The following is a 23,565-nucleotide window of genomic DNA, read 5'->3' as shown; positions in this document are numbered from 1 at the left end:
CCGAGTTGGCGCAGGCAATTGTCGTGTCAAGAGACCCCTAAGAGTTTCTCTTAGCATAAAACCAGAGTTTCCCCAATATACTCATAGTACTAATCGAGCTAGGATAGGGTCAACTAATCTATTTGGGTTCATTACTATTATGAAAACAAAATCTGGAAAGTTCCTTGCCGCGATATCGATGATAGGGCTGTTGGCTTCGCTAAGCGCCCCCGCTACTGCAGTTGATAATTCTGCCGACACTCCTGAAATCCGTGCGGCGATTCAGAATGCCACCACCCGGAGCGATCATGAGGCCATAGCAATATATTATGAAGACGCGGCTTCGCAGATGCAGGCAAAGGTAAAGGAACAAAAGGAGTTGCTGGAACAATATCAGAATAAAAGCTATCTCTATGGTCGGCGGGCGCAAGACTTGCAAGCCCATACTGAAGCGTTAATTCGGAATTACGAGCGCACTATCGCAGCAGATATGCAAGAAGCCGCTTTGCATCGTCAAATGGCTTCAAAACTCGACGAAAACCATGCGACGTCAGGAAATCAGAGCCCGGCACTTTAAGCGCACTATTGGTAGATATTGGTAGATATTGGTAGATTTTAAGTCGAGACAACATTAAGGGTGGTTTCAGTAACTCACCTTAAATGTCGAACCACCTTCCGGCAGGGTCTTACGGTGGTCATAGATCGTCGTAAGCCTGCCGAGATAGGTGGGGGCATGAAGCGCATCTTGCGGCCCTGATCCGCAGATGCGCCACCGCCTACACTTTCAGTTTTGCCAAGCTCCGCGCGCCGGATGCCATGGTAGAGCAAAGTGGAGAGAGTGACCAGGTCGCGCTTGCCATTGAGTGTCTCCGCGTCAGGGCGCATGCAATAGCGCGCGCCTGCGCATCGCCAAGGGCCGAGGTACTTGCAATAAGTTTTATTTCAGCCTTATAAAGGTTCGTAACGCCTTCTACAACGTGAACTCGGAGCTATGCAGAGGTGGCTCTCGGTTCCTGTTTAACCACCACCTCCGCAACCCCCTCCACAACCACCTCCATCACCTGAGCAACCATCCCCATCACCTCCGCAACCACCTTCTGAAGCATCATCATGCCGCTCGCCACCGATGGCGTAGTCATTGTCCAGGACATGGTTGAATCCGGCAGGTATCTTCAGCGTGTTATCAATCGCGAACAGAAGTGGGAGCCGCTCAGGCGAGTACTGATTTATTCCCTCCCAATCACAGGCCAATCGCCATGCTCTGCTTATGCCCTCGGCAAAGGAAGTCGGCGAACTTGCCTCGCTTGCAGGGACATGATGGAGAAAACGACCCATGGTACTCCAGCAGAAACGCTCGTAAGATCGTGTGATCAGAATGAATTCGTGCCAGGCGCAATCCACCACGCGGGAAGGCATCGAAACTTCTTCTTTCCCGCTCATATGGCAAAATTGAAAATACTGGCTTAGCCCTTGTATGACGAGGCGCAGATGCTCGTCGGATAGATGAGGATAATGATTCCTGACTTGCTCCTTTATTGAATCGGGGAACGCGAACTCATTAATGAATGCGGAACGATACCCGTTTTGCGCACTTTTTCGGGGTCTTCTTTTTCGAGGTCTTTTCGCCTGAAACAATGGAAAAAATAGAATTAAGCTCAAATAAAGAGAAAAAAGCAGGATATCGCTTGCTTCCGCCACCCATTTAAACATTCCATACATAACGACAACTATTCCATAAAAGAAGATCAGCTCAAAAATCCGAGTGTGGTTCTTCCTTTCTTTCAGGAAGAGGCCTCAATGGAACTATTGCTTTCATCGGCGAATATTCCCTCACGTTCATGACCCTCCCAGTATGTCACTGACGTGCTCATTGGTTCGTTCCGTAACCCACAATCGATATTCGACGATATTTCATTTCCCTGGGTAAGCGTATTAATACGGAGAACAGATACGTAGTTGCCACAAGCGCTTGAATAAAACCATAAATAAATTGGAGTATATGAACGCACCTGAAGCAGTTGATGGCCTATATGAATGTCGTGACGCGCACGCGATGGATGCGTCGGGAAAGCGTGAAAAAAATGCATGTGGAGTTGCCTGCAGATGTCTCGCTTCCAACCTGAGCTGTATAAAGGCGTCCAGCAGTTTTTTAAAAAGCCTGGAGGTCATCCAGTAAGTCGCGCACTGGATCGGGGATGGTATAAACCGGTTCCGGATGGTTAGCAGGCTTTACTCATGGACAACCGGCAATCGTTATCTGCTGGGCCCATCATGACGATCATATGAAAAAGCCTGAATGCCGATCAAAGCGGACATACCACTCGATAGATCAAGGTCGGAATGACAGATTGCTTCTGCGCTAGACGAGTCCGCGTGTCGCGGCAAACAAATATCCGAACACGCACGAAGTGGATACGCCAATCAGTCCGGGCAGGATGAAGCTGCTATCTATCAGGTATTTGCCGGTATGCGTGGTGCCGGAGAGATCGAACTGGATGGCTGCCAGGTCGCTTGGATAAGTGGGCAGAATAAAATAGCCATAGCTCGCAGCCGCAAAAGCAATGACATATCCGGGCGCCACACCGATCGACAGAGCCAGCGGTACCATTGCGGTGATGGCGGCTGCCTGGGAATTTACCAGCCTGGAAACCATCAGCAACGCAATCGCATAAGTCCAGGGCTGGGCCTCCACCAACCCCGACAACGCGATCTTCACATCTTCCAGATTCGCTTCGAATACGGTGTTAGCCATCCAGGCAACACCGAATACCGCAACGACAGCAACCATGCCGGCACGGAAAACATCGTTTCGGGCTATGGCTGCGGGATCCGTTTCCGTAAATAAAATAATGAGGGCCCCGGCCAACAGCATGAATATCTGAATGGTGATCACCATCGATAATGGTTTACCATCGACAATGGGTCTCAGCGATTCGATTGCGCCGAGCATGGACACCACCATTATCGCGCCGACAAATATGCCCATCGCGATCCATTGGCCAGGCAGCAACTGCTTCTTTTCCAATGGAACGGTCTCACCATACACGCGCTTCCAGTTATCGGGGTCGGCAATAAGCGCCTGGAACCGTTTATCGTCATCGAGCTCCTTGCCGCGGAACGCGCTGAAAATACTAACTATCAATACGCCGACCAATGTTGAGGGAATTGTAATTGACAACACGGTAATGAAATCGATTGCCGCGCCTTCCACGGGTATGGCGGCAAGAAATGCCGCCAGCGAAACCATTGCCACCGATACCGGACTCGCAACGATGCCCATCTGGCTGGCAACAGCGGAAGCAGCCATCGGGCGCTCCGGGCGGATGCCGTTCCTGATCGCGACGTCATAAATGATGGGCAGCATCGTATAAACGACATGGCCTGTGCCGCATACCATCGTCAATCCGCAGGTCGTAAAAGGCGCCAGCACCGATATGTATTTCGGATTGCGCCGCAAGAGTTTTTCGACTCCTCGCAACACCACCTCCAATCCTCCCGAAGCCTGCAGCGTTGCCGAGGCAGCCACGACCGCGATGATGGTAAGTATCACATCCACCGGCGGTTTTCCCGGCGATAACCGGAAAACGAATACCAATATGACGAGGCCAATGCCGCTTAGCAAGCCCAGCGCGACGCCCCCTTTTCGCGTGCCGTAAACCAGGCAGGCAAGAATGATAGCCAGTTCCAGAAGGAAATCCATGCTGCTCAATTTTCCCAGGTAAAAAATGGACAACCGCTTATCTTGAATCCAGGGCCGACATATCACCCAAACACAACAGTATCTGCTGGCAACTTTATGCCGAGAAAAGGCAAGAAAGAATATAAATGACTATTCATTTACCATAATTGTTCATAGACAGCAAAATGAGTCCTCTACATCCCGGTCGATGCCCATACAAGTGATTGATCGGGAAAAACGCGGCTGATATTATGCCCCACCTATTCTGGCTGAGTTAGAGCTTTTCCCACTGAACAGGATGCACCATGTCCGATGCGTTCTCGTTCGTGGAAGACCGGTTCAGCCGGATCTACAACTCATCAATGCTTTATTGCTTTCATACAGCTGACATTTGGCAACAATCTGTTTTCTAGAGCAAGCGCACAAACACGTAGCGTAAATACATAGTTCTATGTATTCACGCATGACGCACAAACCATAAAATGGTGTTTATGAAGCTAAGACAAAAAATCATTGTATTTGCCACTGTGCCGCTTGTTCTGGCGCTTTGCATCTTTGCGTTCACTGTCTATCACCATGCAACGGAATTAAGCAAAGCTCAACAAGAGGTCATTCAACCGGCTTTTCGCGCCAGCAAGCAGGCGGAATTGAAGAGTTACGTGACACTGGCCAGGCATTCGATCGCCCATCTTTATGAATCAGGCCGCACCGATGCCGCGACAATGAACGCGGCCAAAGCGATTCTGACGCGCCTGGATTACTCGGAGGACGGTTATTTTTTTGTATACGACCTCAAAGGCACGCTACTTGTTCATTCACGCAGGCCGGAGCTGATCGGTCGCAATCGCCTGGATTACAAGGATGTTAACGGTTACCCCACCATCCAGAGCCTGATCGGCCGGGCGAATGAAGGGGGCGGTTATGTACAGTACGCAACGGAAAAACCAACCACTAAAGTACCTGTTCTCAAACTCACCTATGTAATTCCGCTACCTGAGTGGGGATGGGTGATAGGGACCGGAATTTATCTCGATGACGTCGAAAATGCATTAGCCACCGTAGATGCACAAGTGTCGAGCAATAATTTCGACACCATGCGCTGGATTGGCGTGATTGCATTTCTAGGGGTGGTCCTGGTGGTTGCTTCCGGCCTGGTGCTGAGCATCAACGAGCGCCACGCCGCGCGAGTGGAGGAACAGATCAGGTTGGCAGGTGAATTGCACGACGACATCTGCCAAAGGCTGGTATACGTCGGACTGCAAATCGAAACAGGTATTATCCAGTTGGGAATAGCTGAGCAGTTCATGCAGGCGCAGCATACATTCAAGCGCGCGGCGGCCGAACTGAATAAAATCCTCAAGGATACTCGCAACCTGAGCCGTAAATTTTATTCGGACACAACCGGCTTGGCGCCGTCGCTCCGTCAGTTGGCTCGTAATATGCAAACTGACTTGACCCCTATCGACTTCACCGCAGTGGACAATACAGAGAATCTATCCGCTTCGGTTAAAGAAGTCTTGTTCCGGGTTGCGCAGGGAGCCCTAAGAAATGTCATGGAACACGCCGCTGCCAGCCAGGTATGGATGCGGCTGGAAGGCAGCAAGCGCCAGGTGGTGCTCACCATCCGTGATAATGGCACCGGCTTTGACACTAACCGGTTTGACAGCGAACCAGAATTCGGCGTGAGTTTGCGCAATATGAAAAAGCGGATGAAAAAGATCGATGGGCACTTGGATATCAATTCTCCAACCGATTCTACAACCAGCGGCACCACGATAACCGCCACCGTTCCAATATCTCTATTACGTTACTTATTAAATTATTTCTTTCCAAAGCCATGATAAACAGTCAACTCATCAACATCATGCTAGTCGATGACCACGATATGATATTAAAAGGGGTGCGAGGCCTGCTGGAAACACAGACAGCCTTTCGAGTAGTTGCCGAGGCAACTGGCGAAGAGGATGCCCTGCTTAAGGCAAACGAATTTCACAAGGCAAACAAATTACACGAGGCAAACGGTCCGGAGGCACTACATCTGGTGGTGACCGATCTGGAAATGCCTCACGTGAAAATGCCTCGCGGAACTATCAACGGCATCCAATTAACCAAAAAGCTGCTCTTCCGCTTTCCCGCTTTACGCGTTCTGGTATATACCTACCACGATGAAGAAAAGTACATATTTCAAGCAATCGAAGCGGGTGCCTGGGGTTTTGTGACGAAAGGTGCTGAATCAGCAGGCCTTCTCATAGAAGCAACCCGTAGGATCGTTAACGGCCACAAAGTCTTTCCTCCGGTACTAAAACCCGAAGAGCATCTGACTCCGACCGAACGACAAGTCCTATGGCTTCTTGGCGATGGGAAGTCCAATGCATATATTGCTGCCAAGCTCCGTGAAACCAGTATAACTAAGCGCACCGTGGAAAAGCATCGCTCCAATATCTGGGATAAATTAAAAGAATATCTGTCGGAAGAAGACAGCGAGAATCCAACGGTTCTGATAAATATTGCCACAAGGTATAGAGATCGCTGTCCCTTCCCCATCATCATTGATACGAAAATGAAAGATGGATCCTCTCACTAATTACTTTGGCGAGTGCGCCTCGTCTTTGAGACCACCATTGCCCTTTCGCTGCTTGGCTGTTCGATAGCTGACTCGGCATCGAGTAAGCTATCGAACGCATCGGTTAAAATTGAGACATTTTCGTAAATTATTACGGCGCACACTAACGATAGCCTCGATCGTCGATTATCGATCAGCGGCACGGCTTATACTTTGGGTACACGCGCGGTTGCGGATATCTGTGTCATGCACTTTTATTGTTCGCAATGCTTGACATTGAGAACCTGGCGCAGAAAGCATACGTATCGTGGAGTCTTCCACTTTCACATGCTGCCTTCTGCGCGTTCGATAAAAGAACGGGGCGACCTCTTTATTCTTTCGCGCTCGTCACCGCCTGTGCCACGCCTTCCGCAAATCCATGCTCCACGTCTTCAATCGTTGTGAGGCCGCCATAGGCTCCACCCCATGCGAACGTCTTGTCGATATCGAATTCGGAAACTTTCACACGCTCGGGCAGCAGGAATACGGATGCTTTGGCATCAATATGAATTTGCCCAAGCCCGACAAGCATGAATCTGGCGAAAGCATTGCCTTTTTCATATCTTGTCAGCAACACCGCGATCTCATACTCACGCTTGCCCGAGGAATCGGGATTCTGCAATTTTTGCATGTCGATCTTTCCCAGAATGTTCCGGGCTAGCCGCTGTTTCTCATATTCGTCGATAAAAATGCCCTCTGCCGCTTCTATTTTTACATCGGCGGTGTCGTTCGCGTCCAGGCGCTGGTCCTTCGGCAATGCTTGCCTGAATGCCGCATTAGGGGATGTTGTCGCGCACCCGGAAAGCAATAGTCCGGCGCCTATCGCTGCCAGGAGACCAACCCGCAATATCTTGATTGAATAGTACATTTTATTGATATTTCCTTTTTTTAAGTTAAAATATTCGTGTTCATCAGCCGGTGCATTTATTTCTTCAACACCGTAATTTGGTCGATCCTGTCGTCCTTATCGTATGAAACCTGGTAAGCCATCTCATCACCGCTGAAAACCGCTTCCGCGGGTGTGCCGACGACCTCCCATAAGCCCAGCGTCATCACATCGGCAGCACCATGAAACAGCGCTCTGCCGGCTTTTGCCCCGGTGCTGTAACCCTGGATGAACTTGAAAACCTCATATTTCCTGCCATCCCTCGTCTCCGATACGGCAGGAGGACCAAACTCACCCAGAAGCATATTTCTTGGAGTGCCTGACCTGAACAAATCCACATTCTTCTTGTCGGGTTGCTTCGCCGCCATAAAAACCGAGCATCCCGAGTTGAAGAGCAATACAGGCGCGAGAAGAAATACTGCCAATAACTTATGTGTCATGATTTTTTTGCTCTCGAAAGTTAATGACGAATGTGTATGAATCCGGGCTTTCCTTTGAAACAAAAGCGCCCCTAGTTTACGATAATTTATGTAATTGTGTTTAAAAATAGCTATAACCAGGAAGCGGTATATTCGAATTGGAAGCAAATTTTCCGATGACAGGAACAGCAATCCGAGTCCTATTTGCTCACCAATATATCGGCCGCGGAAAAAATTTGTCTAGCGATATCCTCCAGTTCGGAAGGCCCCTCATCGCCATAGTTGACGCATTTTTCATAGCGGGCCGCTGTAAAGCAGATTCGCATGCCCCCAGCATCTAGCATGTGAAGTGCGCTCGTTTCGACAGTCCCCTCATCCTTCAGGAAGACCGAATACCGGTTGGCATAATCATCTGGCATGTCGAAGAACCGAATCCTGTAGAACTCGTTCATCAGGGCCAGAAGATTCTTCACTTGGTAGGTGAATGGCATGATTTTGCCGTCCCGCTCCAGCGTTGCGCTACCGGAACCGGACAAGTTAACCCGCTGAACCGGAAAGGCGGCGTTGCCGGGATGACGAGTCAGGCGGATGTGGACATCGTCGATGGGATAGGTCAACGGCGGTCCGCTTGGTCCAAGACTGCCGGTAATGACAGACTCGGCGGACATAGCAGTCGGCATTCCAACACACGCGATAATGATCAGTAGAGTGCCGGCAAGGAATTCGTTCGTTGTCCGAATGGGAGAGCCGTGCTTGAGCTTCAATTCGGCAATGAATTTCGCATTCCTAGCCCCGTATTTAGAATTAGCCCCTTGATTCGTGTTGGCTTTGCCGGCTTTGGATATCATTTGACTTGACCCTCTTGAAAATTGCTGCCGGCAGTTTTAACCGGCAAGAAATTTGGGACCCCGCCCGGGGTCCCAAATTGTTTAGCCCATCGTGATACTGGATGCGCGGCGACGTGTAATCGCACCCAGAACAACCAGACCCGCAAGCAGCATGGCGTAAGTTTCGGGTTCCGGCACAACCGCCACATAGCCGAGATCCTTGAGAATGCCAACTTCGATCGCACTGAAGTCGCGCATCTGCGGGCCTGCGTAGGTGGCCGGTGACATCAGCGTTCCCTCGATACCCGGCATCCGGTCGTCCAGATGGGAAACGCTGCTGCCCGGTTCCCAAGCGTCCGCTGTATAGAGAGTGACCAAAAAACCCCCATTCGCGGCCACGGCGTTAGTCCCATTAAAGAACAGGCCGTCGGAGCCCCCTCCGCCCCAATTGCCGACACTACCGGTATCCCAGACTCCCTGGTTCAGCGCGAAGGTATTCGGATCGATGATCGGATTGTTGTTCTGGTCGACAATGAAGCTGGCAAAGGTGCTCCAGCTTCTGGCATCTTTCGTGCCGAATATGCTTGCGCCGGATTGCGTCATTACCGGGCTGAAACCAAGCGTATGGGTAAATTCGTGATACAACGTACCGTAGAGGTCGTATGTGCCTGGATACCATCCCCATCCCCAAGCAGGCGGCGTATTGAAATCAAGCTCCCAGTTTTTACCAAAATTCACATTTACCACACCATCCGCATCACTCCCGTTCAGATCGATTCCAGTTTGAAGCTTGGTCCGGACAACCTCTCCCAGGTTGAATCCCGCACTGCCCGGATTGGTAAAGTAACTGCCCGCGGACGCCAACGTCCCACTGTAAGGATCGTTTTGAGCCTTGGCTGTCAGCACGATCGTGGCCGAATTGCCGAAATGGCTGCCGAACATGCTGGAGAAATTGCTGGCTGCCGTGTTCAGGGCTGCTTGCCGGCTCGTTCCGTAGATAGGATCAAGGAATCCGGTTCCCGCGGGATCGCCATATTGAAACTGGAAGGTGATGCCCGCATATGCCGCCGTTCCCAGGGACAAACAGCCTGCCAGCAGTCCGCCGTGTAGCGCAACGCGTATGGTGCGCAGCATCCGATTTCGGTTCTGATGTATCATGAAATCTCCTCAGGTTGGGATTGAAAAAAAGCTACCGGTTTTGTATCGGTTTCATTTACTGCTCAGGTTGAACTGTAGCTATGTCCACCTCTAACGGAATCCGCATAATTACGTCTAAAAGCTACGTAGAAATACGTATCGCGGGTTTTACCGCTGATCCATTTCGATCCTAGCAACACCTTCCCACCCGGCCGCCATACCGTGCCGCCTGGCATTCCCGAAAGAATTTCTGATAGGACATAGGTGGTTTATCAGGATGCTTGTTGCGCATATGCGCGACGTAGGTACTGTATTCAGGCACGCCTACCATCAAACGCAGACTTTGCCCGACATAACCTGTCATTCTCAGCAACCCGGCAAGTGCGCTAATTTTTTGACTATCGATCTTATTCAGCATGGTTTCTGTTCCTTATCTTTCAGGTATGGCTGGAAGGCCGGTGAGTGGTGGCGGGCGCGGATAATAGTTCGAATGGCGCTTCTTTGACTGTGGGTGCGTTCGTACCGCGTGCACGTATCACCGTTTGGATACCGAATGCCAGCAAGCTGACCAGCACCAGCATGAAGAGGCCTGTCAGCGACGAATTGACATAGTCGTTAAAGATCACCTGCCGCATCTGCTCCATCGATTTGGCCGGCGCAAGAAACATCCCACATGCGGATGCCTCCTTGTATTGGTCGGCATGTGCCAGAAACCCGATGCGCGGATTCATGTCGAATATCTTCTGCCAAGCGGCGGTCAGCGTGCAGACCAGCACCCAGGTTGCGGGAACGATGGTGACCCACGCGAAGCGGTCGTGCTTCATCTTGAACAACACGCAGGTGCACAGAATCAACGCAATGCCGGCCAACATCTGATTAGCGATGCCGAACAGCGGCCACAAGGTATTGATGCCGCCCAGGGGATCTACTACTCCCTGATATAGGAAGTAACCCCAGCCGGCGACACAAAGCGCCGTCGCGATCAGGCTGACAGCCACTGAATCGTGCTTCATCAACGGGATAAATTCGCCGAGCAAACCCTGCAACATGAAGCGTCCGGCCCGCGTGCCCGCGTCGACCGCTGTGAGGATGAAAAGGGCTTCGAACAGAATGGCGAAGTGATACCAGAACGCCATCATGGTTTTCCCTCCGATTACCTCAGAGAGGATTTGCGCCATCCCCACCGCCAGAGTGGGTGCGCCGCCGGCACGGGAAATGATGGTGTGCTCGCCCACATCCCGTGCCGTCTGCGCGAGCATCTCGGGCGTGATATAAAAGCCCCATTGCGAGATCGCCTGCGCCGCGGACTCCGCTGTAGTACCGATGATCGCAGCCGGGCTGTTCATGGCGAAATACACCCCGGGCTCGATGGTAGAGGCGGCGATGAGCGCCATGATGGCGACAAACGACTCCATTAGCATGGCCCCATAGCCAACGAAACGGATATCGCGCTCATTGCTGATCATTCTGGGCGTGGTCCCGGAAGCAATAAGAGAGTGGAAGCCCGATATCGCGCCGCAGGCGATGGTAATGAACAGGAAGGGAAACAGGCTTCCTGACCAGACCGGGCCGGACCCGTCCACGAACTGGGTGAAGGCCGGCATCCTGAGTTCGGGCGAAATAAAGATGACGCCGATGGCCAGGCCAACGATGGTGCCGATCTTGAGGAAGGTGGATAAATAGTCGCGCGGCACCAGGAGCAGCCAGACCGGCAGCACGGAGGCAACGAAACCGTAGCCGATCAGCAGCCAGGCCAACTGCTCGCCCGTCAGGGTAAAGAATTCCGCCAGGGCGGGAAATTCCGGCAGATATTGCCCTGCTATGATCGACAGCATGAGCAGGACAAAGCCGATCATTGAAACTTCGCCGATGGCGCCGGGGCGGATGAAACGGCTGTAAACCCCCATGAGCAAGGCAATGGGAATGGTGGCGGCAACGGTAAAGGTGCCCCAGGGCGATTCCGCCAGCGCCTTGACCACGATCAGCGCCAGCACCGCCAACAGGATGAGCATGATAAAGAACGTGCCGAACAGGGCGATCATGCCCGGAACCTTGCCCAGCTCCAGCTTGATCAGCTCGCCCAGCGACCGGCCGTGCCGCCGCGTGGAGATGAAGAGCACCATGAAATCCTGCACTGCGCCTGCAAACACCACGCCGATCAGCAACCACAGCATGCCGGGCATGTAGCCCATCTGGGCGGCCAGGATCGGGCCTACCAGCGGACCGGCGCCGGCGATGGCGGCAAAGTGATGCCCGAACAGAACATAGCGGTTGGTAGGTACGTAGTCCTGCCCATTACAGTGCTTGTGCGCCGGAGTCATGCGGGTGGCATCCAGCCGCAATACCCGGCGAGCGATGAATTGGCTGTAGAAGCGATAGGCGATGGTATAGAGGCAGACCGCGGCGATTACGATCCAGATGGCACCGATGGGCTCATTGTGCTGAAGGGCGATGACAGCGAATGCGCCGGTGCCCAGACCGGTGATTACGAACCATGTGACCTGACTAACTAATCTGTTCATTGTTTTCCTCCTAAGGTTTCTGGTTATTAACCTCGATTGCTTTCACACAAAGCCGTTACCAGAGATATGGCAACACAGCACCAATACGTGTCAGCGGCAGCACTCACGTGACACGCTTTGCAACAACGTCATGAATGAATATGTAAAAAGAGTACATGAGTAAACTCGAAGGAAATAGATGCATCTATGCGTACTTATTTATTACATATGGATTTATACGTACCTAATATCAGGTACAGGCGCGGGCCTGGATGTCTTGTATCAGCGGCAGCTCTCCTGCGATACGCTATGCAACGACGTCATAAATGAATATGTGGAGATGCTGCCTGAATAAAACCGAAGAAAATAGGAGGATTTATGCGTACTCGATATTGCATACAGATTTACATGTACTCAATACTGGGTATATTCAGGCTCAGGGGCTTCTATATAATGACGCATGAGACAAAGACAGCAGATTGTTCTGCTTGCGATTGCGCCACTTGTTGGTTATAGAACTCCAACTTGCCTTTTCACCGTCAGTTGCTGGAATAAGCAGTTGCGCAGGACCGATACGTGTTAGTGGCCACACTATTCATTACGTGGAAACGTAACAAATATGGAAATGCCGCCAGAGAAAATCTGAGGGGAATAAAGCGTATTTATGCGCACCTAATATTAAGTTCGGATTTACACATACCTGATATTGGGTACAGACATAGGTACAGATGCCTTGTTATGATAAAAATATGAACCTACGACAGAAGATTATTTTGTTTGCGCTTGCACCACTCGTTCTGGCGCTTTCAGCTATTTCGCTGACGGTTTACCATCAGGCGACATCTTTGGTTCAGCAAGAGCGGGAGGTTATTAAACCCGCCTACCTTGCCACCAAGGAAAGCGAGCTGAAGAATTACGTGGCATTGGCAACGCACGCGATCTCTCACTTGTATGAATCAGGCAAAACGGATACGGCTACCAAAGATGCAGCCAGGGCTATCCTGGCAAAGCTGGAATATAGTGAGGATGGATACTTCTTTCTTTATGACCTGAAGGGAACGATGCTGATGCATCCCAGGCAAAAAGAATCGATCGGCAAAAACATGTGGAATCTTACGGATCCAAACGGGAAGATGATTATCCAGGATCTGATCCATATAGCCCGTACCGGGGGTGGTTTTTACGACTATGTCTGGCCAAAACCTTCCACACACAGTAATGATCCCAAGCCGAAACGCAGCTATGCCATCGAGCTTCCCGCCTGGGGCTGGATGCTGGGGACGGGAGTTTATCTGGATGACATTGACGACGCGTTGACGGAGATCGACCAAAAAGCATCGAACAATATCACCAGCACCATGCTGTGGATTTTGGCAATTATGCTACTGAGTTTACTAATGGTCATCTTTGTCGGTTTGGCCCTGAATATCTGGGAACAGCGGGATACACTGGAAAAAGAACGTATGCGGTTCGCGGGGGAGTTGCATGATGGCGTCTGCCAAAAGCTGGGAGCCATCAAATTGCGTATCGAGGAACTTATAAAGAAACTAGCTGGACCACCTCAGGATATGTCCATAACGTTAGATATATTGGAAGAAATGGCAGGAAGGTTGTATGAGGTTAATGATGAAGTACGCGGCATCGCACGCGGACTTTACCCGGAAATTCTGACAGACCTTGGCCTTGAATCAGCGCTTCGCCAGCTCACTCACGATTATCCCGCCACCTCAATCGATTTTTTTTCGTTGGGTGACGTTAACGGGTTGTCAAACCCAGCCAACCTGGCGCTATATCGAATGGCTCAGGAGTCACTCGAGAATACCAGGAAGTATGCGGCTGCTAATCAAATAACGCTTCGACTGGAAGGAGATGAGCGTTATGTTACGCTGACCATCATTGATGATGGTACCGGCTTTGACGTGAGCAAGCACACTAGCGATTCAAGCCGTGGCATGGGGTTGCGCAATATGAGGCGAAGGTTGGAGGATGAGCGGGTTGATGGAAAGCTGATACCTCGTTCTTCGCCGCAAGGCACCACTGTCATGGCTAGAGTACCCCGCAAACCTCGTAATACTTTTTTAATTAATTTATTCCCATGAAAAAGAAAATAAACTTGCTTCTCGCCGAAGACCATAGATTAATGAGCGATGGTTTGAAAAGCCTCATAGCTACTGAACCCGATCTTCACGTGGTTGACACGATAGAAGACCCGGAGAAAGTAATCAGTTTTTGCCTTGATCATTCTGAGCTTGACGTGATACTGATGGATATTCATTTCAAACATTACCCACATATCAATGGGCTAGAGTTAACCAAGCAGATCAACCAAATCAAAGCAAAAGCAGAATTCCAAAAAATAAAGGTAAAAGTATTGATATGTAGTTTCCAAAAAGATACTGCTTATATCCAGAGGGCCAAAGAGGTGGGCGCAAGTGGTTATGTGTTTAAGGATGACTCATCTGAATATATTTTTCGCGGGATCCGTGAAGTAGCGAAGGGGGGAGAATTCTGGATTGATGATCGTGAACTTTACCCTGATTCTTATCCTCTACCTAAGCCAACGCCAACCGAGATGGAGGTATTGAAATATCTCGCCATGGGAATGCAAACTGACCAAATCGGGATTGAGCTTGCTATGTTGGAAGCTACAGTATCCACTCACCGCAGCAATATCAGGCAAAAATACGGAATCAATACCCCGGGAAAACTGACGCTCTTTGCTAAAAAATGTATGGAACTTTATGGTATTCCTCCAGATCTGAAATTCTCGAAAGAATTGCCCAAACTCACGGATGAATTCAAGAAACAGATCAAAGAACGTATCAAGAAGCAGGCCGACACGGAGGTTGAACCCGCCGAGGAAGTAACCATAGAGGTTGAACTCGCCGAAGGAATCGTCGAGTTCAATAATGCGACCAACAGGGCCTTAATCCGTACTGTGGAGGAAACCTTGAGAACTATCAGGCAATGCACTTCTGTATGCAAGGTTTCTATTCACCTGACCGAACTCAATGCTTCATTGGTCGCCCTAGCTATTTGCACTGATGCGAAGGGTTTTGACGTGGCGCAGAACAGCGGTGGATCAACCGGTGGAATGGACGCTCTTAAAAGAATACTGGGAGCGATTGGCGGAGAGCTGGTAATTAATCCCCCACGCGATAATGGCACTACCGTTACAGCTACTCTTCGGCGCACGGCACAGCGATAATGGCTATATTGTCTGCTTGTCAAAGTTGGCTCTGTTGCAAAAAATAAGAAGCGTAGTGCACCATTGTGTTTTTCACGGCAGCTCTCAATATCAGATTTCAAATGGCATTATTTCTGTGGGCCGAACCAGAGGATAACCTGACGTTCAAGATGAGCTATTAAAAGCGACCCAATACATACTTATATCCACATCAGTATATTCAGCCATGAAACGATTACGATCCACCGGAGACTCACTCAAGTGTTTGCAATCGTTCCCGCAAGACACAGGCCTGGATATAGACCCATGGCGAACGCATCCACGGCTTCAGGGGAAATTTTCTGTTCCGGGATACCCTGATGACTTGAAAGTATTGATTCACGACGGCGGTCCCAACGTGACGAATCGTCGACCCGAACTCGTATATGCAAGAGTTACAGGCTATGTTGCCCACGTTTATAGAGGCCGGGTCCTCAACAGACCACATCAGCTACAAACAGTGAAAGAAGGGGATCTGATACTGTTCATCGTTCCTGTTAATAGCAAGTGGCCTATCTATATTAACGAAAAATATCTGGAAGAGCGTGCAGATTGGCTGATTCCTCCCTGTGGCAAGTGTGGATTTTCCGAGCTTTTTGATGCACCATCAGATCTTATACGTGTACAGTTCCCGCTTAATCCTCTCGAATCTACAACCATGTTTACCACTCGCTGCCCGATGTGTGGGGAAGGGCTTGTACTAGAGCGAGTAGAGCAAACAGGATCTGCGGGCTGAGCGTGGAGAGAGGTCCCCAGTTGTGTTCCGTGAGCGATTGCTGCCCCCGTTTATAGTGCAATAGTAACGTCGCAAAGCCAGAGAGTAATCAATCAATAGGTTAAGACTCGATTGATCTTTGATCAGAATCGCTACTGGATCGATTAGGGGAATAAAGACGGAGATAAGCCACGGTTCCCCTCACCCTTACCGGTTCTGGTTCCAACATGTTGCGTGGTCCATTAACCTTAAAGATCCCCTACCCCATATGCAGCGCGGAGGAATACCAGTCTGGTACAGCGCTTGTCAGGCAGATTTCGCTCAGAACACGCTACGCACGAGGCCCCCTTCGGCGCGGATGCAGGAACCATTAATGATCGAGGCGTGAGCACTGCACAAGAAAGCCACGATGCCCCCAATTTCCTTTGGATCTATAAAACGGCCAATGAGGGATGCCGGACGATTCTCTGACATAAATCGGCGCTCTGCTTCGGCCGTTGGAAGGCCGGGAAACACGTCCTGGATGAATTTCTCTACGCTTTTAGTGCGCGTGGGTCCGGGAAGCACCGAATTCACTGTCACCTCTGTCCCTTTGGTTAATTCCGCCAATGAGCGGGAAATTCCCAACTGCATGGTTTTGGTTGCGCTGTAGTGCGCCATCTCGGGCGCCGGGGAGACTCCCGATTCGCTGGAAATGAATACCACCCGCCCGTGACCGCGGCGAATCATTCCCTGAAGATAATGACGGGCAAGACGCACGCCGCTCATGATATTGACTTCAAAAAGCTTATGCCATGCCTCGTCGGTCTCATCAAAAAACCCGACAGCTTCATAGATGCCGAGGTTATTGACCAGGATATCTACTTCGGGCAACAGCGATAGGGTCTCGTCGCATCCCACGGCATTTCCATGGTCAGCGACCAAAGCGACCAGCTCGGCGTTGGGAAGACCGGCGCGCACGTCCGCGATGGCTTCTTCCACGTTGCTCTGCGTACGGCCGCTGATGATTACTTTGGCACCCTCGGCGGCGAGAGAACGGGCGATTTCCAAGCCTATGCCGCCGGAGGAACCCGTCACCAGGGCGGTCTTGCCATTCAAGTCCAGATTCATTATGAGACTCCATTACTGTTACTGTGATTGAAAACATCCCCCTGACGGTTATTGGTGGGGCCATCGATCAATGCCATTCAAAATTGCAAAACAGGCGGATGGCAACAAGAGAAATATCAAGCAGAATATCAATAGCGAGTATAGGTATCAATAGTTAATCCTCATTTCCGTACCGCTTAGCATAGCTATTAGCAATCTCATCCGCTCGTAGCGCTAGTACCTTCGTTGCTCCCGCCAGGATTTGTAATACCAATCATGGATACCTCAAGTTCGACCACCATTGTTTTTAATTCCATAATTCGCCCTTCGCTCTTTTTTGCAGCAAAGCCAAATTCTCTGCTATTGTTAAATAGGGTGGGGTCCGGATCGCACGAAACATTGAGTTCTGGAGGCTGCATGGTTTGTACGCATCTCGGTAATCCTTGCAAGACCATACCCGCGGCAAATGGCTGTGGAGATCGCCTGAAGACCCGGAGATTCAGAGGCACATCTTCCCGTGTGCGCCAGTATGGCCAAATCGGCTGCAAGCCATGATGAACGAAGTTTCCGGTAGTTTGCTCTCGTCGACGCCTGGTCAGGTGGACGATATTTCTGCCAACGCGGTGGGTATGTCGCTGCCTCCAAGTCTGGCATCGCGCCGCGATCAGATGTTCCCCAAGCTGGCCCCGGCAGAAGTTGATCGGTTACGGCGTTTCGGTGAGGTACATACCTGGCAGCCCGGCGAATTATTATTCGAGGCCAGCAAGACCGGGCCCGGCATGTTCGTTTTGCTGGACGGGCACGTCCTGGTTACGCGCAAAAATTGCCTTGGAATCGAGGTTCCCATCGTTGAAAACGGACCGGGCGACTTCATGGCTGAAATCGGCCAGCTTTCGGGACGCCCTTCTCTTGTCTATGGACACGCGCTCGACGTGGTCGAAGCCTTGGTGATAAATTCACCTTCGTTGCGCGCCGTGGTCGTGGCCGAAGCCGAGCTCGGGGAACGAATCATGAGAGCCCTGATCCTGCGGCGTATGGGATTGATCGAAACCGGCGCAGGCGGTCCGATATTGATCGGTCCCGCCGACGGTGCAGGCATGGTGCGATTGCGGGGATTTCTTTCAAGGAACGGCCATCCTCATCTGGCGCTGGATCCGAAGCTGAATAGCATTGCGAAAGACGTGATGAAGCTCCACGAACCGCGCCCGAATGAATTGCCTTTGGTTGTCTGCCCCGATGGAATGGTCCTCAAGTGTCCCACCGAAAGGGAACTTGCGCACCGTCTCGGCTTGTATACCGAGCTGAGCGCTGACCGCGTCTACGACGTTGCGATCGTCGGCGCCGGGCCCGCCGGCCTTGCGTGCGCGGTATATGCGGCATCGGAAGGGCTTTCCGTGCTGGTGCTCGACACCCTTGCATTCGGCGGCCAGGCGGGCGCCAGCGCCAGGATCGAAAATTACCTCGGTTTCCCGACCGGTATCTCCGGCCAGGCGCTCGCCGGACGCGCTTATGTTCAGGCGCAGAAATTCGGTGCTGAAATGGTGGTGCCCGTCGAAGTGACATCGCTGGATTGCACCTCTGTTCCCCACGCAATCAAGCTGGATTGCGGCACACGGATTTCGGCCAAAACCGTAGTGATCGCGACAGGCGCAAAATATCGGCGTCCCGCCATACCCGAACTCGAGAAATATGAAGGTCGCGGCGTCTATTACTGGGTGTCGCCGATCGAGGCCACGCTGTGTGGACAGGAAGAAGTCATACTGGTTGGCGGCGGCAATGCGGCCGGGCAGGCAGTAGTATTCCTGGCGAACCACGCAGCGCATGTGCATCACCTGATTCGCGGCCCCGACCTTGCAAAAAGCATGTCGAAATATCTCATTGACCGCATTGGGGCACTCGCGAATGTTACGCTGCATCCGGAATCAGATATTGTTGCAATCGAAGGCTGCGAGGAAGGCGTGAGCGGCGTTCGCTGGCGCCATCGCAAGGACGGCAGCATGCAAACCAAGTCTACCCGGCGCATATTCCTGTTCGTGGGGGCAGATCCAAACACCGGTTGGCTCGATAATTGCGGCGTGAAAGTAAATGATAAAGGATTCGTTTGCACCGGCCTCGATCTGTTACCGGCCGACTATGCACGGTCGGCGTATTCGACGGACGGTTACCATCCCCTGCCGCTTGAAACGTCGGTACCGGGGGTATTCGCGATCGGCGACGCGCGTGCCAGCTCAACCAAGCGTGTAGCCGCCGCCGTGGGCGAAGGCGCTGCGGCCGTCGCGCAAGTGCATGCCCGATTGGCATCACAGAAAGCTATCAATAGAGCATAATCCGCGGCCGGACTGCCGCAGCATGTCGACAATATATTAATCCGGTGTCATCCTGAATCTTCTGGCAGAAAAGGACCTCTGGTCCCCTTCCCTTCTGCCGGCAAAATTACTTATCCAATCAACTCGCGGCAAGCTGCAAGCGGATGAGAATACTCAACCCTCCATCCGGTTCGTTTTTTGCCACAATTTCGCCACCATACAACCGAATGGCACGATCAGCAATGGCCAGCCCGAGCCCGTGTCCGCCGCTTAGACTATCTCTGGCTTCTTCTACCCTCACGAACGGCTCAAAAAGACGGGGTAACATTTTTTCGGGTACGCCGGGTCCGTGGTCCCGAACCTGAATAACGATGCTATCCGGATTACCCGCATCGGCCAGCATGCTTATTTCTACTGCCGTATGCGGTTTGGTATACCTGACGGCATTGCGCACGATGTTTTCAATGGCGCTGCGAAGCAACCTGGTATTTGCCTTGACACTGGCCGGAAAAGCGTTCTTCAGCTTGACCTCACAGTCCCTTGATTCCGCTTCGAATTGTGCATCATCGATAAGCCCTTCGAGCAGTTCGCATATATCGACCTTCTCGATATGCGCAGCATCCACCCCTGCTTCCAGGCGAGAGAGTTCAAGAAGTTGCCCGATCAATTCATTCAGCCGTTCTATCTCGATTTCGATGCGGTCGAGCTCTTTTTCCGCCTGACCGTTTGATCGCTGCCGGGCAAGGCCCAACGCGACCTGCAAACGCGCGAGTGGAGAACGCAGCTCATGGGAGGCGTCACTCAATAACTGCCGTTGTGCGCCAAATACCTTCTCGAGCCGTTCAGCCATTCTATCGAATGCGCCCGCCAGATCCGCAATTTCATCACGGCGGTTACCCATGGATGGGGCAACACGTTGGGTAAGATCACCGGCTGCAATATGCTGGGTGGCGCGGCGCAGCCGCTCGAGCGGAAAGGTCAGGTAACGGCTGAGCAACAGGCAAATCAGCGCGCTGACCAGAGCTGCCACCCCCACGGGAAGCGCAATAACTCTTGGGCGCTGCAAGACTCTACGCAAGGTAATACTCTGGAAGTCGGGAACCATGCGATAGGCACTTCCATCCGCCAACCGTATGGACTGCAGGTGGCGCGATCCTTTTCGTTCCATGCGTTCAGCGTGTTCCCGCCTTCGATCCAGTCTTGCAATGATATAAGCGGGAATCTCTCGCTCAAGCACATCCTGCCCTGTTTCATCGATAAGAAAAATGGGTATTGCTTCGCTGCGATCCAGATTTTCCAGCCATTCCTTGAGACCTTCGATACCTTTCTGTTTTGCGGCTGTCTGACCTTGATTGAAGTATTCCGACAGGCGTACGCGCATGCTGCCGATATCTTGTTGTGTTCGTGTATGTTCGAGATAACTCGAAGCAGCAAACATAACCAATGCAGAAAAGATAATCAGCGTAAGCCAGAACGACAGAAATATTTTCCAGAAAAGTCTGTGCACCGTCAGTTCCGTGAATAAATATAACCGACGCCGCGGACCGTCTTGATCCGCTCCTGGTCATCGGATAGCGGACCCAGCTTTTTACGCAGATTGCTTACATGCATATCAAGACTGCGATCATAACGGTTCAATTTACGCCCGAGCGCACGCTCGGAAAGATCCGCTTTCGACACCACATTACCGGCTTCGCGCAACAGTACGCTCAGCAGGCTGAATTCCGTACTGGTCATGGCTACGGGATTATCGCCGCACGTTACGGTACGTGAGCCAAAATGCATGACAAGATCATCCAGCGCAATCTGATCAGGGTGTTCGTTTCCATTATGCAACTCACCTTGCGCCTCTGCTCTTCTCAGGATCGCGCGAATCCGCGCCACCATGACGCGGGGATTGGATGGTTTGGCCAGATAGTCGTCCGCCCCGAGCTCAAGCCCGACGATGCTGTCGACGTCATCTCCACGTGCGGTCAACATCAACACGGGCAGCAAGGACCGCACTCGCAGTTCACGCAATACGTCAAAACCATTCCGCTTCGGCATCATCACATCCAGTATCAATAGATCATACTCGTTAGCCAGCGCCTTGCTCAAGGCCATGTCGCCATCATAAGCCACATCGACGCTGAATCCTTCTTCCGAAAGGTAATCGACCAGCATGCTGCTCAGTTCGATATCGTCATCCGCCAGGAGTATGCTCGCCATCCCTTTTCCCAAGTCAAGCTGCTGTAAATGCAAGTGTAATCTGTTCTGTTTTGAATATTGCCAAATCAGAACGAACAAATATAGCGGCCTCTGGCTTCTTTACACAAATTTACGCTTCCTTAACCCTACTTGACATTGCCTGGCCTTATTCTTTGTTCAAGCCGTGAAGGTTCATGGCGACATTCGTTAACAATGCAATCAAGAGGATTTGGCTAATGAAAACAATCATGAAAATTTCGCTGATAGGTGGTTTATTAGTAAGCAGTATCGCTTTGGCAGCTCCGCAACCTGATACGGATTCTAAAGATCGCGCGAGGGGATGTCATCACGGCACACATGCCGGGATGATGAGGCATGGCATGAAAGGCGAAGGGCGTTTCCTGGACAAGATGGCGGATCGCCTCCAACTTACTACGGAACAGCGTTCATCAGTTAAAACCGTTTTGGAAAAGTCGAAGCCGCAAATGACAGCGATTAAGGAAAAGATGCGGACAAATCGCAAGGCATTAAGAGAACTCGGGCGAGATGGCAGCAGCGACGATAGCCGGGTACAAGCATTGGCACGAGAACGAGGTGACTTGGTGGCAAACCTGGTCATTGAGCGCAGCAAAATACGCAGTGATATTCAGCAGATTTTGACTGATACGCAACGGGAACAGATGAAACAGATGCGCTCGAAGCACAAGCATGGCGGGCATGACGGACATGAGCATCACGATAAGGGATAAAGCGTAACGACCGACAGCGGCTTGCCAAAGCGGCCGCTGTCATTCATCGATCTGAAATTCATACGCTTCGTTTGCGAACTCATGAATAGGTGCCGGCAGGGGCAACGAATACCGAAAGGACACCGGATCGATGCAACCGTCGAGCAAGCGCAATACGCGGATGCGTTATAAGCGGTCACGCAGTTCCGTCACACCCTCTCGCTCCGCACAATGGTTACAGCAGAATATTATCCCGTTCTTTTCCAGACCATGACCTACGATTCGCACTCCGCAATGCGCGCAGGTGGGAGCGAGCATCTGTATTGCACACTCGAAGCTATCAAAAGTATAGGTTTTACTGGAAGCGATAATTTGAAAAGATTTGTCGTAGTCATTACCGCACCCATCACATTTCGGCATGAAGCTCTCCTTATTGATGCCTGATAGTTTCCGTTAAAGCGATTGATCGTCGAGGGTATACGGCAGGATCATGCCAAGACATTAACTGCATCACGGTAAATGATGATGGGGTAGCCCAGGAAGCTCCTTCTGCATTCACAATTTTCCAGAGGATGAGTTTGTCGGAAGGTGCATACGAACCTTCCGAGGGACGGCACAAAACCGCAGCATCTCATCTGTGGAAACAGATTGAATCCAAAGCCCAGGTTCTGGCTACGATCTAGCATGAATACGGCAACCGGGTAAAGTGTAACGCCTGACGACAGTGTCAACAGCGGTTTGGCAAAAGCCGCCGCTGCCAACGTGGGATTGCGAGCTAATGTCACGTAAGGAATAATCTTTAAGCTGCTGTGGAGCGACCTGCTCAGAAGATTCCTAATCCCTCTTTACAGCAATCCAGGAAGTGACATCACCCGCCTTGGCCCGGCCATCACTGTGAGGGACCGTGCGTACCACGGAACCTGTCAGCGTTGGACGCTGATTGATGCCATTCGACCACATCGGAGTGAAAAAACCCACATAGTCATAGACCTGCCCATAGGAATCCTTGGTGTCGCCAATCCCCCGAAATCGTACCGTGCATGGAAGAACAAAAGTCGTCCAGCCCGATAACCGGAATTGATAGGTATCACCGAAGGACAGTCGCCCCGCAAACACTTCCGGACCGAATTCTTCGATGATAAGTTCTCCCCTTCCGAACTCAAGCGCATTGAATTCCTTCGAAACATCGGGTTCGTTGATAAAGCTTCTGTACGTCCAGCTTCCTAGTACCGAATGTGGAGGCAAAATGCAGTTTTGCATGGTCATGGTTCGAACCTCTTGATT

22 protein-coding genes are annotated in these 23,565 nt (G+C 51.4%); 8 read left to right on the top strand and 14 right to left on the bottom strand.

Annotated features, from left to right (window positions below):
- Window positions 1–139: 139 nt before the first annotated feature.
- Window positions 140–556 (top strand): hypothetical protein, encoded by a 417-nt coding sequence (locus KJS40_RS06425; RefSeq protein ID WP_213539515.1) that lies wholly within the window; start codon window positions 140–142, stop codon window positions 554–556.
- A 74-nt stretch (window positions 557–630) separates the two neighbouring features.
- Here KJS40_RS06425 and KJS40_RS06420 read toward each other — a convergent pair whose 3' ends face one another.
- The 3 genes from KJS40_RS06420 to KJS40_RS06410 all read right to left on the bottom strand — a co-directional run bounded on the left by KJS40_RS06420 (window position 631) and on the right by KJS40_RS06410 (window position 3,712).
- Window positions 631–864 (bottom strand): hypothetical protein, encoded by a 234-nt coding sequence (locus tag KJS40_RS06420; protein WP_213539514.1) that lies wholly within the window; start codon window positions 862–864, stop codon window positions 631–633.
- Between the two features lie 104 nt (window positions 865–968).
- Window positions 969–1,130 carry a hypothetical protein gene (locus KJS40_RS06415; protein ID WP_213539513.1) on the bottom strand — a complete coding sequence of 54 codons (162 nt, stop codon included), beginning with the start codon at window positions 1,128–1,130 and terminating at the stop codon, window positions 969–971.
- A gap of 1,208 nt (window positions 1,131–2,338) precedes the next feature.
- Window positions 2,339–3,712 (bottom strand): anaerobic C4-dicarboxylate transporter, encoded by a 1,374-nt coding sequence (locus tag KJS40_RS06410; protein ID WP_280520250.1) that lies wholly within the window; start codon window positions 3,710–3,712, stop codon window positions 2,339–2,341.
- A gap of 437 nt (window positions 3,713–4,149) precedes the next feature.
- Here KJS40_RS06410 and KJS40_RS06405 point away from each other — a divergent pair, with 437 nt between their 5' ends.
- Complete coding sequence (locus KJS40_RS06405; RefSeq protein WP_213539512.1) at window positions 4,150–5,499, top strand: cache domain-containing protein; 1,350 nt, start codon at window positions 4,150–4,152, stop codon at window positions 5,497–5,499.
- Window positions 5,496–6,242 carry a response regulator transcription factor gene (locus KJS40_RS06400; RefSeq protein ID WP_213539511.1) on the top strand — a complete coding sequence of 249 codons (747 nt, stop codon included), beginning with the start codon at window positions 5,496–5,498 and terminating at the stop codon, window positions 6,240–6,242. Before KJS40_RS06405 ends, KJS40_RS06400 begins: the two co-directional genes overlap by 4 nt.
- Before the next feature lie 349 nt (window positions 6,243–6,591).
- Here KJS40_RS06400 and KJS40_RS06395 read toward each other — a convergent pair whose 3' ends face one another.
- The 6 genes from KJS40_RS06395 to KJS40_RS06370 all read right to left on the bottom strand — a co-directional run bounded on the left by KJS40_RS06395 (window position 6,592) and on the right by KJS40_RS06370 (window position 12,051).
- Window positions 6,592–7,128, bottom strand: coding sequence for a hypothetical protein (locus KJS40_RS06395; RefSeq protein ID WP_213539510.1), 537 nt, complete (start codon window positions 7,126–7,128; stop codon window positions 6,592–6,594).
- Window positions 7,129–7,184: 56 nt separating this feature from the next.
- Window positions 7,185–7,586, bottom strand: a complete 402-nt coding sequence (locus KJS40_RS06390) for a hypothetical protein (protein ID WP_213539509.1) — start codon at window positions 7,584–7,586, stop codon at window positions 7,185–7,187.
- Between the two features lie 179 nt (window positions 7,587–7,765).
- Window positions 7,766–8,413 carry a hypothetical protein gene (locus KJS40_RS06385; RefSeq protein ID WP_213539508.1) on the bottom strand — a complete coding sequence of 216 codons (648 nt, stop codon included), beginning with the start codon at window positions 8,411–8,413 and terminating at the stop codon, window positions 7,766–7,768.
- Window positions 8,414–8,494: 81 nt separating this feature from the next.
- The gene (locus KJS40_RS06380) at window positions 8,495–9,550 is read right to left on the bottom strand and encodes a PEP-CTERM sorting domain-containing protein (protein WP_213539507.1); all 1,056 of its coding nucleotides are present in this window, start codon (window positions 9,548–9,550) and stop codon (window positions 8,495–8,497) included.
- A 169-nt stretch (window positions 9,551–9,719) separates the two neighbouring features.
- Window positions 9,720–9,893 carry a YbdD/YjiX family protein gene (locus KJS40_RS06375; RefSeq protein ID WP_244859770.1) on the bottom strand — a complete coding sequence of 58 codons (174 nt, stop codon included), beginning with the start codon at window positions 9,891–9,893 and terminating at the stop codon, window positions 9,720–9,722.
- A 73-nt stretch (window positions 9,894–9,966) separates the two neighbouring features.
- The gene (locus KJS40_RS06370) at window positions 9,967–12,051 is read right to left on the bottom strand and encodes a carbon starvation CstA family protein (protein WP_213539505.1); all 2,085 of its coding nucleotides are present in this window, start codon (window positions 12,049–12,051) and stop codon (window positions 9,967–9,969) included.
- 728 nt (window positions 12,052–12,779) lie between these two features.
- On the opposite strand from KJS40_RS06370, the gene KJS40_RS06365 reads away from it, so the two are divergent.
- The 3 genes from KJS40_RS06365 to KJS40_RS06355 all read left to right on the top strand — a co-directional run bounded on the left by KJS40_RS06365 (window position 12,780) and on the right by KJS40_RS06355 (window position 15,992).
- Window positions 12,780–14,129: a cache domain-containing protein gene (locus tag KJS40_RS06365; protein ID WP_213539504.1), complete on the top strand. Its 1,350-nt coding sequence runs from the start codon at window positions 12,780–12,782 to the stop codon at window positions 14,127–14,129.
- Window positions 14,126–15,238: a response regulator gene (locus KJS40_RS06360; RefSeq protein ID WP_213539503.1), complete on the top strand. Its 1,113-nt coding sequence runs from the start codon at window positions 14,126–14,128 to the stop codon at window positions 15,236–15,238. The genes KJS40_RS06365 and KJS40_RS06360 overlap by 4 nt, the downstream gene beginning before the upstream one ends.
- Before the next feature lie 343 nt (window positions 15,239–15,581).
- Window positions 15,582–15,992, top strand: coding sequence for a hypothetical protein (locus KJS40_RS06355; RefSeq protein WP_213539502.1), 411 nt, complete (start codon window positions 15,582–15,584; stop codon window positions 15,990–15,992).
- 300 nt (window positions 15,993–16,292) lie between these two features.
- On the opposite strand, the gene KJS40_RS06350 is transcribed toward KJS40_RS06355, so the two are convergent.
- On the bottom strand, window positions 16,293–17,081 hold the full coding sequence (locus KJS40_RS06350; protein ID WP_213539501.1) for an SDR family oxidoreductase: 789 nt from the start codon (window positions 17,079–17,081) through the stop codon (window positions 16,293–16,295).
- A 197-nt stretch (window positions 17,082–17,278) separates the two neighbouring features.
- Window positions 17,279–17,479 carry a hypothetical protein gene (locus KJS40_RS06345; protein WP_213539500.1) on the bottom strand — a complete coding sequence of 67 codons (201 nt, stop codon included), beginning with the start codon at window positions 17,477–17,479 and terminating at the stop codon, window positions 17,279–17,281.
- A gap of 132 nt (window positions 17,480–17,611) precedes the next feature.
- Here KJS40_RS06345 and KJS40_RS06340 point away from each other — a divergent pair, with 132 nt between their 5' ends.
- Window positions 17,612–19,387 (top strand): FAD-dependent oxidoreductase, encoded by a 1,776-nt coding sequence (locus KJS40_RS06340; RefSeq protein ID WP_244859731.1) that lies wholly within the window; start codon window positions 17,612–17,614, stop codon window positions 19,385–19,387.
- A 118-nt stretch (window positions 19,388–19,505) separates the two neighbouring features.
- Here KJS40_RS06340 and KJS40_RS06335 read toward each other — a convergent pair whose 3' ends face one another.
- Window positions 19,506–20,873, bottom strand: a complete 1,368-nt coding sequence (locus KJS40_RS06335) for an ATP-binding protein (RefSeq protein WP_213539499.1) — start codon at window positions 20,871–20,873, stop codon at window positions 19,506–19,508.
- Between the two features lie 2 nt (window positions 20,874–20,875).
- A complete protein-coding gene (locus KJS40_RS06330; RefSeq protein ID WP_213539498.1) occupies window positions 20,876–21,574 on the bottom strand; it encodes a response regulator in 699 nt (232 codons plus the stop codon).
- A 215-nt stretch (window positions 21,575–21,789) separates the two neighbouring features.
- Here KJS40_RS06330 and KJS40_RS06325 point away from each other — a divergent pair, with 215 nt between their 5' ends.
- The gene (locus KJS40_RS06325; protein ID WP_213539497.1) at window positions 21,790–22,302 is read left to right on the top strand and encodes a Spy/CpxP family protein refolding chaperone; all 513 of its coding nucleotides are present in this window, start codon (window positions 21,790–21,792) and stop codon (window positions 22,300–22,302) included.
- Between the two features lie 813 nt (window positions 22,303–23,115).
- Here the strand turns inward: KJS40_RS06325 and KJS40_RS06320 are convergent.
- Window positions 23,116–23,547, bottom strand: a complete 432-nt coding sequence (locus KJS40_RS06320; RefSeq protein WP_025039605.1) for a hypothetical protein — start codon at window positions 23,545–23,547, stop codon at window positions 23,116–23,118.
- Between the last annotated feature and the right edge of the window lie 18 nt (window positions 23,548–23,565).

The sequence above is a fragment of the Nitrosospira sp. NRS527 genome, from assembly GCF_018406445.1.
Lineage (GTDB): Bacteria > Pseudomonadota > Gammaproteobacteria > Burkholderiales > Nitrosomonadaceae > Nitrosospira > Nitrosospira briensis.
This window is presented reverse-complemented; position numbering and strand designations above follow the sequence as displayed.

Excerpts from the sequence above, each read along its gene's own strand:
- KJS40_RS06425 (WP_213539515.1), top strand. The coding sequence starts at position 140 with ATGAAAACAAAATCTGGAAAGTTCCTTGCCGCGATATCGATGATAGGG.
- KJS40_RS06420 (WP_213539514.1), bottom strand. The coding sequence starts at position 864 with ATGCGCCCTGACGCGGAGACACTCAATGGCAAGCGCGACCTGGTCACT.
- KJS40_RS06415 (WP_213539513.1), bottom strand. The coding sequence starts at position 1,130 with ATGTCCTGGACAATGACTACGCCATCGGTGGCGAGCGGCATGATGATG.
- KJS40_RS06405 (WP_213539512.1), top strand. The coding sequence starts at position 4,150 with ATGAAGCTAAGACAAAAAATCATTGTATTTGCCACTGTGCCGCTTGTT.
- KJS40_RS06400 (WP_213539511.1), top strand. The coding sequence starts at position 5,496 with ATGATAAACAGTCAACTCATCAACATCATGCTAGTCGATGACCACGAT.
- KJS40_RS06395 (WP_213539510.1), bottom strand. The coding sequence starts at position 7,128 with ATGTACTATTCAATCAAGATATTGCGGGTTGGTCTCCTGGCAGCGATA.
- KJS40_RS06390 (WP_213539509.1), bottom strand. The coding sequence starts at position 7,586 with ATGACACATAAGTTATTGGCAGTATTTCTTCTCGCGCCTGTATTGCTC.
- KJS40_RS06385 (WP_213539508.1), bottom strand. The coding sequence starts at position 8,413 with ATGATATCCAAAGCCGGCAAAGCCAACACGAATCAAGGGGCTAATTCT.
- KJS40_RS06380 (WP_213539507.1), bottom strand. The coding sequence starts at position 9,550 with ATGATACATCAGAACCGAAATCGGATGCTGCGCACCATACGCGTTGCG.
- KJS40_RS06375 (WP_244859770.1), bottom strand. The coding sequence starts at position 9,893 with ATGACAGGTTATGTCGGGCAAAGTCTGCGTTTGATGGTAGGCGTGCCT.
- KJS40_RS06370 (WP_213539505.1), bottom strand. The coding sequence starts at position 12,051 with ATGAACAGATTAGTTAGTCAGGTCACATGGTTCGTAATCACCGGTCTG.
- KJS40_RS06365 (WP_213539504.1), top strand. The coding sequence starts at position 12,780 with ATGAACCTACGACAGAAGATTATTTTGTTTGCGCTTGCACCACTCGTT.
- KJS40_RS06360 (WP_213539503.1), top strand. The coding sequence starts at position 14,126 with ATGAAAAAGAAAATAAACTTGCTTCTCGCCGAAGACCATAGATTAATG.
- KJS40_RS06350 (WP_213539501.1), bottom strand. The coding sequence starts at position 17,081 with ATGAATCTGGACTTGAATGGCAAGACCGCCCTGGTGACGGGTTCCTCC.
- KJS40_RS06345 (WP_213539500.1), bottom strand. The coding sequence starts at position 17,479 with ATGCAGCCTCCAGAACTCAATGTTTCGTGCGATCCGGACCCCACCCTA.
- KJS40_RS06340 (WP_244859731.1), top strand. The coding sequence starts at position 17,612 with ATGATGAACGAAGTTTCCGGTAGTTTGCTCTCGTCGACGCCTGGTCAG.
- KJS40_RS06330 (WP_213539498.1), bottom strand. The coding sequence starts at position 21,574 with ATGGCGAGCATACTCCTGGCGGATGACGATATCGAACTGAGCAGCATG.
- KJS40_RS06325 (WP_213539497.1), top strand. The coding sequence starts at position 21,790 with ATGAAAACAATCATGAAAATTTCGCTGATAGGTGGTTTATTAGTAAGC.
- KJS40_RS06320 (WP_025039605.1), bottom strand. The coding sequence starts at position 23,547 with ATGACCATGCAAAACTGCATTTTGCCTCCACATTCGGTACTAGGAAGC.